Annotated in this window: 10 protein-coding genes; 1 reads left to right on the plus strand and 9 read right to left on the minus strand. The window is 41.8% G+C overall.

Annotated features, from left to right (window positions below; genetic code table 11):
• Nucleotides 1–30 precede the first annotated feature (30 nt).
• The 8 genes from MMB75_RS13245 to MMB75_RS13280 all read right to left on the minus strand — a co-directional run bounded on the left by MMB75_RS13245 (nucleotide 31) and on the right by MMB75_RS13280 (nucleotide 9,753).
• Nucleotides 31–1,224 (minus strand): hypothetical protein, encoded by a 1,194-nt coding sequence (locus MMB75_RS13245; RefSeq protein WP_277507936.1) that lies wholly within the window; start codon nucleotides 1,222–1,224, stop codon nucleotides 31–33.
• Nucleotides 1,225–1,249: 25 nt separating this feature from the next.
• Complete coding sequence (locus tag MMB75_RS13250) at nucleotides 1,250–2,440, minus strand: hypothetical protein (protein ID WP_016822748.1); 1,191 nt, start codon at nucleotides 2,438–2,440, stop codon at nucleotides 1,250–1,252.
• A gap of 24 nt (nucleotides 2,441–2,464) precedes the next feature.
• Nucleotides 2,465–3,880 carry an NADase-type glycan-binding domain-containing protein gene (locus MMB75_RS13255; RefSeq protein WP_016822747.1) on the minus strand — a complete coding sequence of 472 codons (1,416 nt, stop codon included), beginning with the start codon at nucleotides 3,878–3,880 and terminating at the stop codon, nucleotides 2,465–2,467.
• 26 nt (nucleotides 3,881–3,906) lie between these two features.
• Nucleotides 3,907–5,376: a discoidin domain-containing protein gene (locus MMB75_RS13260; RefSeq protein ID WP_016822746.1), complete on the minus strand. Its 1,470-nt coding sequence runs from the start codon at nucleotides 5,374–5,376 to the stop codon at nucleotides 3,907–3,909.
• Between the two features lie 87 nt (nucleotides 5,377–5,463).
• Nucleotides 5,464–8,211: an NlpC/P60 family protein gene (locus MMB75_RS13265; RefSeq protein WP_016822745.1), complete on the minus strand. Its 2,748-nt coding sequence runs from the start codon at nucleotides 8,209–8,211 to the stop codon at nucleotides 5,464–5,466.
• Between the two features lie 48 nt (nucleotides 8,212–8,259).
• Nucleotides 8,260–8,637: a DUF4280 domain-containing protein gene (locus MMB75_RS13270; RefSeq protein WP_016822744.1), complete on the minus strand. Its 378-nt coding sequence runs from the start codon at nucleotides 8,635–8,637 to the stop codon at nucleotides 8,260–8,262.
• 14 nt (nucleotides 8,638–8,651) lie between these two features.
• On the minus strand, nucleotides 8,652–9,164 hold the full coding sequence (locus MMB75_RS13275) for a hypothetical protein (protein WP_016822743.1): 513 nt from the start codon (nucleotides 9,162–9,164) through the stop codon (nucleotides 8,652–8,654).
• A complete protein-coding gene (locus MMB75_RS13280) occupies nucleotides 9,148–9,753 on the minus strand; it encodes a hypothetical protein (RefSeq protein WP_016822742.1) in 606 nt (201 codons plus the stop codon). The genes MMB75_RS13275 and MMB75_RS13280 overlap by 17 nt, the downstream gene beginning before the upstream one ends.
• A gap of 369 nt (nucleotides 9,754–10,122) precedes the next feature.
• Here MMB75_RS13280 and MMB75_RS13285 point away from each other — a divergent pair, with 369 nt between their 5' ends.
• A complete protein-coding gene (locus tag MMB75_RS13285) occupies nucleotides 10,123–11,307 on the plus strand; it encodes a GAF domain-containing sensor histidine kinase (protein WP_277507937.1) in 1,185 nt (394 codons plus the stop codon).
• Between the two features lie 131 nt (nucleotides 11,308–11,438).
• Here the strand turns inward: MMB75_RS13285 and MMB75_RS13290 are convergent, their stop codons facing one another.
• Nucleotides 11,439–12,395 (minus strand): nucleoside hydrolase, encoded by a 957-nt coding sequence (locus MMB75_RS13290; RefSeq protein WP_025366091.1) that lies wholly within the window; start codon nucleotides 12,393–12,395, stop codon nucleotides 11,439–11,441.
• Nucleotides 12,396–12,518: the final 123 nt, after the last annotated feature.

Genomic DNA, 12,518 nt, shown 5'->3' on the forward strand with positions numbered 1-12,518 from the left:
GATTTCACAAAACTCCCTTTTTTATATTAATTACTGCACGTTTATCCGTTGTTTGCTTACGTATTGAATGACATTTTGTAGCGTTTGATTATGGCCTGTTTGATTAATATTCTTATCCAATTTAGGAAGAGTAGTGTATGTGTTATCCTTTCTCTGAAAATAAATCCCCGCGACAGGCAGTGTCTCTATTCCGTGTGCATTAACTCCGGTGATATAATCAGCAATAATAACAATATCCGTACGTCCATCCTGATTCAAATCCTTAAAACTTACTGCTTTGATCCTATCAATCATTTTACCGTTGTTACCATAAAATTCGGGGAATTCGTACAGGATCTTGTTTTCCACATTTTTGTCACTGTTAACTTCCAAAAAAAACTTTGCTTGAATCAGATCATTCATATCCTCATCTTTTAAAGTGGATATAAACTTTACTTCTCCCCATCCATTAAGAGGGGTGGTAAATGATTGTTCTCTCTGAATAGTATATGGTTCTAGATCAGGATCGGGCTGAGCATCCTCTTCTACGTAATCACCACTACGTTGCTGCTTAACGGATTTTTCCATGTTATATTCAATAAAAATATTATTTACTTTCTCTGTTTTAGTATCCCAATTAATACTCAAATGTTGGCCATCTTTGGAGTAAATAACATTACCATTTTTCACAATACTTGGTTGTCCGTAAAGTTGTAGTACTCTGCTAAGTGTATCACCAATCTTCAATCCTCTTTTGGTTTTAAACTTGGGATTCTCCAAGCTCACAGCTACTAGATAACTTTCACCATCCACCAATTCCTCCCCTTCAAGTTCAATTTTAGATAAGACTACAAAATCAATTTCTGGATCTTCATATTTAGGATAAGACAAGCTCCATCTTCTATATGTTCCATTTCCACTAACATATCCCCGATTGAAGTTATCGTATCCTTCACCATAACCCCACTTACGGATAAGTTCTTTAATATCCGTATTTTTATCAATCTTGTGCGACCGATATGAGACTTCAAAGTCGTCGTCCTGAAGGAGTTTAGGATCGGCAGATACAACATTTTTGGCTTTGTCTAATTTTTTATCTGGATAGTAGCCAGTGTCTTCTTGCTTAACTTTGGTGGTAGCTGTTTCCCCACTATTAAAATCATGGATAGACGAAGAACTACATGCAGTTAACGCCAATATCATTACAAGCATTATAATGAGATAACCGTAGCCTTGCCTGTACATATCTTTTCCTCGTTTCTCATTATAGTTATCGTTTACCAACGATTGTCCACTCTCCGTTACGTTTTTTTTTGCTATCGTTACCATTTTGCACAGGTTTAAAATTAACATTAGGAAGCTTAATACCTTCGGATGCAGCAATTTTCTGAGCCACACTTTTATCGAGACTCAACAGATATTGTTCATAGTTAGAAGCTTCATTCCCACTAAATAAATTGTAAACTTCCTGCACATGTTCACCCCAATGGTTATCACTAGCATATTCCCCGCAATCAACTTGCTTTGATTTCATTCTAATGATTGGTGTGATCCAATTACAATATTGAAAAACGTTTCCTTTACCCGTAATCCCACTCAATTTATTGTTTTTTACTACGGCCTTTCTGAATTCCTGACCATAGTATATATAGCCCAATATTTTCCCAAATATTAAGCTATTGGCTTTCATCAAATCTTTAGCATAATTAGTTTCAGCACCATGTTCACCATCGGCTGCCCTATTTGTACTGCTAGTATTAAAACTGCCTGTTCCTTCTTGAATAATAATTGCTAACAAAAAACGGGGATCAATCTGAATGTCATACATTTCTTGTATCTTTTTTGTAGCTTCCCACAAACCGTGTATCTTTTCCTGATTCCATTGCATTTTAGTGAATTTTAATGAGCGTCTTTTAAATGTTTTTTCAGCTTTAGAACTACCGTTATACTGGAATTCAGCAGGTATCCATTTTCCAGCCGGAGTCTTTACGTTCGTTTTTATAGGTTCATCTTTCGATTCAGTGGTAATGGGTACTTCTGGTGGTGCTTTAGTACTCGTATCGATCAAACCTAGCTTCTCGCGAATTGCTCGTCCAGCCTTCTCAGCAGCCAGCTTTTCCCTGATATCTCCGCTTGCCTCCGCAGTCATCCAACGAACGGTTTCTTTTTGCATCTGTTCTTGAGCCCACTTGGGGAATGTGGCCATTTCACGTAATTTGCTTCGCAGCCCCTCTGCTAGCTTTTGTGCTTTACGCATGCCAACCTCATCACCGTTGGCTTGAGCAATGTACCAGTCCTCTTTGTATTTACGCAGCCAGGACTGGGCCCAGTCGGGGTAATTCAGTTTCTGTTTCTTCTGTTCTGCCACCAGATCAAAAGCCTGTGCTTTTCTGTGTGCATTAGCGGTTGTTAAAGCTTTCAACATAGGGGTTGCACCAAACGTTGGTTCTTTCCACTTCATATGCCTTCTCCTTTGTTAGGGATGCTAGAAGAATCGTATCTCCGACATACAGGTATCGTGATATTTGGTTCCTCGCTCTACGGCCTCAATCGATATTTTTACAAATGAAGTATGAATGGGCTTATCAAGAAATTCGTTTCTTATAAAATCATTATCTACCATTATGGTCTGTCCATTTGAAAACTCCAGTTTCATTCGTTTAACTCTATTATTTGCTTGGAAAGCATTAGATGACTTAGCTAAACCATTGATAAGCTCAAACCCCTTTAGTTCTTGCATAGAGCCGAAATCAATTCTGATCCACTCCCCGATCCCGTCTCCCTTAACTCCTTCACACCAGGCTGTTCTCGCATCTCCATCCATGATGTTACGGGCAGCATAGGAGTTCCCCGCCTGATCTGGAAGTGTAGATGAAGCAACAATTCTCTGTGCCGGAATGTTTTTCCGATATTTCATCAAATCCGTTGTAGTTTGTATCCATTGTGTAGGGGACACGTTATAGCCTATCCTGTGGAACACATTGGAGTATTTTATAGGCAGACCTGTTTGGATGTCTCGTTGTTGGATTTCACCCTTCAAGTTCAAATAAGCAACCCTGTGGTTATCCGAGGTTATAACAGGAGAGTCTGTGGCTTTCATTAGTAACTTCTTCTCCCCAGTCCTGATATTGAGCACATAAGCCTTATCATTATCGTTTGAATAAAGGACCATTTGATCGTTATACAGCCACTGTTCAATCTGTATGCCGTCTAATCCTGACTTGATTTGTTGGATTAGCTTGTTCTTGGACAAGTCATAGATCAATATATTATGGTTACTATCTACAAGGGCAAATTGGTTACTGTCAGGTGAGAACACGGGAAGAACGAGATAGTGACCATCGTATAAATGTCCTAATGCTTTCGTTTTCTGCATCTGATTTATATAATAAAAAAAGGCAGCATCCTCTGTGTAAACACATTTCCGCAAGTCAGGAGACATAACGGCGTAGTCCCTATTCGGCACCTTAAATTCAGTTATTTTCTTTGTGGTAGACAGATCAAAGATTTTGATCACTAAATAATTCAATTCGGTTGACTCTCTACATAAGGCAATACGCCTGCCATCATCCGAGAACCTATCCAGATACAACTCAGATTCAGGATACGCCTCACCTTCACTTGCATGTAATTTACCTATAATGTCGTCTAAATCAATATAGGTATTGCCTGTAGGATCATCCATGTCAGCTAAAAAATCCATAGGCATGTTTCCATTTTCCGCTTCAAACAACAACCAATTTACGGACTTTTTTGGTGGGGGAAGCTTCTTGGACTGAGAGACAGCAGCATGGGTTTCATCTCGCTCTGGTCCTACTTTTTGGCTCTCGTTCGATCGTATACAGCTACATAGCATGGAAAAGATTATGACTAATAACGCGATTTTACTTATCTGCATCATAGATTTTCCTCATTTTCTACAATTCATCACAATAACTTCAGCTCACCTATACATGTATTTGGGAAGTCCACGCCTTTTTTTACTTCTAGGATAGTAATCTTTACGAAAGAAGTTCGTATAGGTTCATCGAATTTAAAACGTGTGTCACTGTTCTCAAGCACTGTCGATTGTCCATCCGAGAAATCAAGTTTCATCCTCTGGATGGTATTCATGTCTATATACTTATTGTTAACCCATATAATTCCATCAACCATCTCTATACCTCTGACCTCTTGAGCTGAACCCAAATCTATAGTTACCGTTCCCCCTACTCCACCTGTCTTAGATCCTTCACACCAAGGGGTTAAATTATTATCATCCGTTAAATTGTCCACACGAAAAGAACGATTCCCCTGATTAGGCAATGTGGAAGAGGCCGTTATTTTTTCCACTTCGACCTTGTTGCTATACTTCATATAATCGGTTTTTGTATTTATCCACTGTATTGGTACTACCCAAGTACCTTCTCCATTTACAATGGACGAGATATCTTCTTTTTTTCCACTGGCTATATCAATCATGAACATTTTTACAACCTCATCATCTGCCAGTACTAATTTTTTTTGATCTGGAGATAGAATAAAGTCGCCCTCATTTTTAGTTATAAACTGTACTTTTCCAGTGGATATATCTAGTGAATAAATATCGTTTATGAAAGTATTATCTTTTTTATAAGTTGTATAAATAAGTTGGTTCCCCTGACCCCATTGCATAACGCTCGAGACACCTGTTCCTACAAGCAGGCGCTTTGCACCACTATTGCCAGACAGATCAAGCATTACGATTCCTGACTGACCATCCACAAAATAAAACTTGGTGTTATCCGGTGAAAAAACTCCTTGCCCATGAGAAATATTGCTCACGTCTGCTTCACCCTTTTCATTCTTCACTTCTGTAGTTCGGTTACTTATTGCATCATATAAACACAAATGCCCATTCATTACATATAAATATTTACTTAAATCAGAAGAGACAACAGGATATTGGGCAGCTGGCGGCAATTTAAACTCTTGCTCTTTTTCTTCCGTATCCAGATTGTACACTTCAATAATAAGTGGCTCCTCTGGTTGCTCCCCATAAACATCTCTTATAATCGCCATACGACTGCCGTCACTTGTTATTCTCCCGACATCTACCTGTGAGCCGCGATATTTTATACGTTCTTCACGAGTTTGCATAGTGTCAATCAGGTCGTCGATACGGATATTAGTTTTTCCAGTAGGATCATCTAAATCGGTCAAGAATTGAACTCGATCTTCTACGCCTTCTTGGCCATTCAAAAGCCAACTTTCTTTCTTTTCAGTCCCCTTTGCGGCATCCTGATTTATCTTAATTTCATTACTTGATGGTATATTAGGAGACTGCGAAGATGTAACAATGTCTCCATCTGTGGTTGCTGTACATGCAGACAACAACACTGAAAATACAATAATCAAAGCCACTTTTATATAACGCATGATTTCCCCTCTCTTTACACTCTCCAAAAATCCCCTTCATTAAGCGGGTTGTCCCAATTCTTTATGCGATTCTGTACTTCCTTATCCCTATTTATTTTTAATTGATCCATCGTCTTGAATAATACGCTTAACTGCTATTACGTTTGTATATATACGACCGTAAGACCCCTTCCAATCTTTGCTTAATTTATCTATCGTTACATTATGAGAAGGCTTTATATCTGAATCCATTTCACTAGGCTTAGTTGCGTTACCATGCTCGTGAATAAATTCCCCATTCCCGATATACATACCTACATGATTTGGTTGTCTTCCCTCCCTTTTTTTCCAGTCAAATAAGATTAAGTCACCTAACTTCAGATTTTTATAATTTCCACTAGAGCGTAAATTTTGATGATCAACCTCTATCCCCCGATTGATTTGGTCTCTTGTAGTACCGCCTATATGCACATCTAATATGGTCAAGTACACCGAGGAACTAAAATCAGAGCAGTCCATATATATAGGGGGATTATTAGGGTCTAGCTTCATCGTTCTAATTTTGGTATCCATACAATAAGGAATTTTGCCTAAAAACTTCTTGGCGAATTCTACAATGGCTTTCCTTTTCTCCTCGGCAGAACTGCTGGAAGGTGTAGGCTTCGTTTCCTCTTTCGACGGTTTATCAGGAGTAGTCGGCGTCTTCTTGCCCGGTTCCGTTTTCGTTGTTGGAGCTGCTGGCGTTGCAGCCTTATTAACCTTAGGCCATGGAAGAATACCATTGGCTACTTGATGCAGGTATACGGCCAGTACATCCCGACCATAACCCTTATTCTCCAGGCCGTATTTTTTCGCAAAATCATGCAGTGCGGCGTTAAGCTCTTTATCCCAATCGCCTGTAGTTGGTAGCTTGTACGAGAAGCTGTCTGGATACTTCTTGGCAAGCTTGTTCAAATTCTCTCTGGCAAGCTGACTGTTCACCCCGTACTTACTCCGCAGAGCGGCCGCTTCCTTAGCAATAGCCTTTTGGTCGGCAACGGTCAGCTTATGGGCCGCATCTGCGTATTGCCCGGACAGTTCCTCCAGCCGATTCGCATCCAGATAGGATTTGGCTGAATGACCACGAATCAGCTCGTTGATTAGCACGTTGTCACGCAGTTGGTTGGCGAGAAGATGCATCTGCTTTTGCTTGACCTTGTCGTTTGCGCCATGCGCTTCCCACCATTGGGACGTGTATCCATGCATTTGCGCTCTGGCCCAGGCAGGCATACGATCTATTTCTGCCACCTGCTGACGCAATTGCTTGGCCTTGGCCGCTGCTTCCTTGGCCCCCTTTTTGTCCCCTGCTGCCACGGCCTTGTAGTAGTCGGCTTTGTACTGAAGCAGCAAATCCTGTACCCATTGTGGATATCCCTTCCCCTTCAATTCTTGAATCAGGGATTGATAAGCTTTCAATTCGGCATCAGGCATCTGATTTTTCATGAACTTACTAGCCTTGATATGAAGTGTTCCATCGGTTCGGATATAGCTGGTTTTGCACGTCAGAGATATTTCGCGAGTAGCGGTCATCTGTACCTTTTTGCCATGCAGCACCAGGTCTGTATCGGCGTGAAAGGTAAGATCGTGATGACTGTACACGTGAATACCAGATGCAGGATTTAAGCGTACAAGTATCTTGTCTTTCTGGGTAGAGAGGGCCAATTCCTTATCATCGAATCTCGCCACTTTTTGTGATTTGGTATGAAGCAGCTTTCTGGATGGCTGGCTGATTTCATCTCCTGTGTAGTCTCTCTTACGCAGGGATTGAACTACACGAGCTTCCTTTTCTTTGTTGGATGGAAAATACAAATGGACATGATCCCCAAGCTCGGGCATGCAATGCCAGCCGATCCCATCACCGGTATACATAGTAGGGTAAGTAAACCAGCGTCCTTCAGCCTTGGACTGCGTGGAATCTACGGACAAGTGAAGTTTAACGGATTCGTTTTCGCTATTTAATTCAATAACCTTCCCTTCAATAGAAGCACCTTTGATAAACTGATTATGTATAACCTCCCTCGGAATGCCCGCTTCTGGAACGAGAACGTAGTCATATGTCATAATGCCCTGCTTCATCTCTGCATGAATCTGATCAATAACCCAATGCTTTCGTCGAAACAAGACCACATCTCCAAGTTCAAAACGTTTCGTGTCCTCCACTTCAGCATACGTATACTGGGGGCCTGACTTTGTTTTTTGGAGGGAAAAGTTAATGCTGCTCAGTTCACCTTTCACCTGTTCTTTTGAGGTACCTAACCATAGCCGCGGAAATACGGATGTAATCTCGGCAATCAGTCCAGTGTGCAGATGAGAGGCCATCCTTTTCAGAAACTCCCAATCACTCTCCCCATACTGAATAGTAAAGCCGCCCAGCTTTTGGTTGCTGTCTGTCAGGTCAATAAAATCGCCGTGTGGATAGCTATCTATAAGCTCCCGAAACAATTGATAATACGTCAAGCTGCTGTTTTGAAACGAACGATTTTTCCGTTGTCGATCCAGCATATATGTAGAAGAGGCTGCCTCTATGTACATGTGATATACACCATTTTTGAATCCAATTCTAATATGGGTGACGATTCCTTTAAAGATGCTTACTGTGCCTCGATCTTCATCCATCTCGTATACCTCTAGCACATCCTCATCATGCGCTAAACCATCATATTTCGCATGATCTTCATCCGGTATGAGAGCAGTGATGTACACTTTGCCGTGCTCATTTACCTTCAGTGTCAATTGAACATCCAGTAGACGGACAATTTCATACGGCGCATTCACTCTAATATTTCCATAAGTCAGCACAGTTCCTGCCAGTCCCATCTTACTCCCCCCATTTGTCTTAACATGTGATGTTTCTACAATGAGTAGCTATTCCTGCCCATCTGACGTGAATGAAATTTTTCCGCACCACATGCATAGGTTCGTGGAGCAGCTCATCAGAGCCGGAGATTGATCTACGTATACATCCTTCTTTCCATTCAACCAAGGCATAGACACGCTGGGTATGCAGGGTTGCGGAATGATTCTTCCAGAATTGCCCTTGTTAGCAGAAGAAACTGTAGGATTGTGCATACTACGGCACATGCCGAAAGATGCGATATGCGTCTGCGGGTGAAAATCCTGAATATTCCCCTGCAATTTATCACCAATACTAATCCCCCTGTTAGCTGAAACACTAAACCTGCCCGAATGACTTCCATAGGTACACTGTATCTGCGCCCCATCCACTACATAGCTCTCACTCATGATCGGACTCTCCTTTATATAGACGGCCTCTCCGTATCGACCTTTTGTAATTTCAAGCCAGCCAGATTAAACTTCAAAATACATTCAGCTACATCTAGGTCCACAATGATATGCTGATTGGCATGCTGAACCCTGAATATCTTATGATTCTCGACTGCATATTCATCTAAAATGATTTTCTTCAGTGTACCGTCCCTATGACATTCGCTAAGTGGTGATAAACACATCAGGCTAGGCGGATGAGCCAGCCAATACCTCGTTTGCTGCATACGCTGCATATCAGCAAAAACAATCAGCTTCCAGCGTAATCCGGCTTGGTATATATCAAAGATTTCCTTTAGTTGCTCAGAAACAATGGCTACTGGTTGCTCTATAAAATCAATATAGTCCGCATCGCCTGATACATAACATTGCAAAATAGACTCTTCATCAGTACACAATGAGCGTTCTGCCCATTCCAACATTTGTCTACGATTTGTCTCTACTGGAAACATATACTCTGTAATACGATTATCCTGTTGAATCATGTAGTACTCCATAAGCTGTTGGATACACCACCTCACTGATTCCTTTATACTCTCCTATTCTTATTTCCAAATCGTTCTCGCATTTCAATGCTTGGAATTCAGGGAGTTGTACAGCCTGCTGTATAGCGTCTTTAGCTAATTTCAAAATGTATTGATGAAATTCCCACGCAGCCTGAAGGACATATCGCTCGACATCAGGCTGAATAACCTTATTCATATAAGGTTTTCGAAGCTGATTCAGTTCGTCCTCCAGTTCTGCCAACAAGCTGAACGCCCAGCCTGCATCATAGGTTCCATGCCAAGGTTGAGGGTCAAAGTACCAATCCTTACCATGCACCTCGATGACATAGTTATAATTGCGATCCATCAGATATGTGCGCCGCATAGAATAGGTAATATATCCGATTCTTATTTTGGCCATTTCTGCAGAATTCGCTTGCAAGCAGATCAATTGAAAGGACTGGATAAAAGAGAAGATGAGCTCTTCTTTTCTGTGCTCATACAAAGACGCCACCTGATGTAATTTCTGATTCAACACAGCTTCCCCATAGGTCTTGTGGAAGTGATCTAGGGCTTCCAGTCTATTCATAATTCCACCTCTGAACCTATTATATAGAATATTTACATGATTTTACTGGTTCTATTCTCCTATTTAATTACACTTTTTTTCATATGATGAGATTGCAAACGAATGTATAAAAACCCAAAAAAATCATTTTATGATTTCATAAATGTGTACTCGCATACCCCATACCTCTTAGAAAAACTGTAGACTAGACCTAGGAGATGAAGGTTTGTGCAAATGAATAGGTAAATCGAAGTAGAAAGCTCGGTTTATAATGAAATAATCATGTATAATTAACGATACGCTCCAACAACACTTTCAGAGAACCAGGAATGGGGTACACAAACTACTAGAGTTTTGATAACCACCACTTTGCATCAGGATTGGAGACACATGACTACTTCACCTACAGGTTTTTATAATAGTATTCAAGAAGCTACCGCTCACGTCATTGATGTGCTGAGTGATATTTTACATGTAAATACCATTTTTATTGCCGCTAACGATGGGGTTACCAATGTGATTTTAGATTCATTTAACCGGGAAGAGGTACTGGTTCGCAATGGTGAGGAGCTTCCTTTTGAGCTTAGCTATTGCAGTCTGGTGCTGAACCATTCCGCCGATTATCTCACCATTTCGGAAACGTCTACTCACCCGCACACATGTGGTTTAGATGTGACTAAAACCATTGGGAACCACTCATTTACAGGAATTCCTATTCGCATGAAAGATGGTCAGGCTTACGGAACCATTTGTGTTTTGGATGCGCCATCTGCCCATTTGACAGAAACGGAAATAAAGGCTCTTCAGGCTATGGCTGTATTTCTGGGTTATGTGGTAGAACTGGAAAAAGACAAGTTCGATGCTGAAGTCTCTTCTATGAACAAGCTGGATTTGATTTCTTCCCTGAGTAATAAAATTCGGTTTTCGCTCACTGAAATTTGGGGAGCCACGGATCTCATGCTGACCACGGAGTTAACAGAAGAACAACAGCAATATATGAGTATCATGGAGTCGAGCAGTCGCTCACTTTTGATGCTGCTGAATAATATTTTGGATTATAGCAATATTGAATCCAGACAGATTGATGATCTTGAGGACCCATTTGACCTGAGAACGATGATGGAAAATGTGTTGAGCTTGTACACAGAAGTAGCTGTGCAACGGAATTTAGAATTGAAGCTGGATTGGAATCTTGCCAGTTCGCCTATTTTTATCGGGGATGAGGCTAAAATTCGGCGTATGCTGATTAATTTGGTGGATAATGCAGTGAAGTTTACAAGCACAGGATCAGTCATCTTATCTGCGACCACTCAATCTGTGACCGATGCGCCTGAGGTTGAATTGGAAGTACGGGTGAAGGATACCGGAATTGGTATATCTCCGAATAAGCTGAAATTGTGGCTTGAGCATGACCATGGGTACCCTCCCTCATATGACAATCCCGGCTTGGGTTGGCAGATTACCAAACAGCTGTTGAAACGAATGAATGGTAAAATGACAGGGATTAGCGAACCTGGTAGAGGGACGGAGATTACGCTCCAGTTTACCCTGAAAATATACCAGGAGTCAGCCTGAACAAACGGTAGGCTTGCGATCATATTGGGCCAATTAATAAAACCCGTGACGGATAACGTCACGGGTTTTAGCTATGCATACGCACTAGGCAGTATGATCACTGTATGCCACACGTTTGTGGACAGTTGGACTTAGTAACGTTTGGGAGCAGCCTGCTTGGCCAAATCCGCCATATACGTAAAGAAAGCTTCCGGGTCTGTATCATATACCAGGTTCACAGGGCGTCCATCCGCCTGTTCCACCGTTCTGCCCTGACTTGGGCCTTCTGCGATAACACTGCAATGCACCGTCTTTTTCTTGACAATATCCGGGCGTCCTACAGATGCAGTGGTTAGTACATCCCACAGGTAATATGTTGAGTTGGTCTCGCTATACACGAGCGGAGGACATCCTGCGTAGCAATTGCCCAGGAAATCAACGCCTTCATATCGGCGCTCGGCAGCCCAACGATTGCGTACGGCTGGAGTTAAAGGCACTTTGCTTGTGCTTTCCAGCGCTACCAGATCAATTGTGATGCCGCTTTGCCATACTCGATGGGCCGCTTCCGGGTCCCAGAACACATTCCACTCTGCGGTACCGTCATGCTCCGGCTCCTCCACATTCCCTTTTTCAAAGGTGCCGCCCATCCATACCAGCTTTTCAATCTTGGCTTCAATATCCGGTGCTTCATCCAGCGCCCGTGCCAGATCGGTTAGCGGTCCAGTGAATAGCAACAGCGTTTTACCTTCAGCTCCGCGTACCTTTTCAATTAGATGCTGATGAGCTGGCAGGGATGAAAGCGGTGCTTCCATTCGCCCCGATTCATTCAGCACAGGTAATGCATCTACATAGAAGGAATGTAAACGCCAAGCGGCAGGAAACGGATTTTTACCGCGTGAATTAGACTTGGCGACTTCAACAGGCCCTTTATTTTGTCCAAAACGATCAATAATTTTACGGCTGGCATCCGTCGCCGGCTCCAGGTAACCATCTGCTGGAATAACCGATACTCCGGTCAAATGAACCTGTTCCATCTGAAGCAGCATAAACAGGGATACTAGATCATCCACTCCACCATCATGATTAAAATAAACGTTTGTCTGACTCATCTGTCTCTTCCTTCCTTTATCCCCGTAAAACAGGCTTGTTCTTTTATCGGCAACCATCCTTCATTATGCCTGATCGCTACACAGGAGTAAATGTGTGATAGTACGTGCATCAGGGATTTTTTT

It is taken from the genome of Paenibacillus sp. P2(2022), from assembly GCF_029522175.1.
Classification (GTDB): domain Bacteria; phylum Bacillota; class Bacilli; order Paenibacillales; family Paenibacillaceae; genus Paenibacillus; species Paenibacillus polymyxa.

Coding starts and splice junctions, on each gene's coding strand:
- MMB75_RS13285 (WP_277507937.1), top strand. CDS start 10,123: ATGACTACTTCACCTACAGGTTTTTATAATAGTATTCAAGAAGCTACC.
- MMB75_RS13290 (WP_025366091.1), bottom strand. CDS start 12,395: ATGAGTCAGACAAACGTTTATTTTAATCATGATGGTGGAGTGGATGAT.
- MMB75_RS13250 (WP_016822748.1), bottom strand. CDS start 2,440: ATGAAGTGGAAAGAACCAACGTTTGGTGCAACCCCTATGTTGAAAGCT.
- MMB75_RS13275 (WP_016822743.1), bottom strand. CDS start 9,164: ATGATTCAACAGGATAATCGTATTACAGAGTATATGTTTCCAGTAGAG.
- MMB75_RS13260 (WP_016822746.1), bottom strand. CDS start 5,376: ATGCGTTATATAAAAGTGGCTTTGATTATTGTATTTTCAGTGTTGTTG.
- MMB75_RS13280 (WP_016822742.1), bottom strand. CDS start 9,753: ATGAATAGACTGGAAGCCCTAGATCACTTCCACAAGACCTATGGGGAA.
- MMB75_RS13265 (WP_016822745.1), bottom strand. CDS start 8,211: ATGGGACTGGCAGGAACTGTGCTGACTTATGGAAATATTAGAGTGAAT.
- MMB75_RS13245 (WP_277507936.1), bottom strand. CDS start 1,224: ATGTACAGGCAAGGCTACGGTTATCTCATTATAATGCTTGTAATGATA.
- MMB75_RS13255 (WP_016822747.1), bottom strand. CDS start 3,880: ATGATGCAGATAAGTAAAATCGCGTTATTAGTCATAATCTTTTCCATG.
- MMB75_RS13270 (WP_016822744.1), bottom strand. CDS start 8,637: ATGAGTGAGAGCTATGTAGTGGATGGGGCGCAGATACAGTGTACCTAT.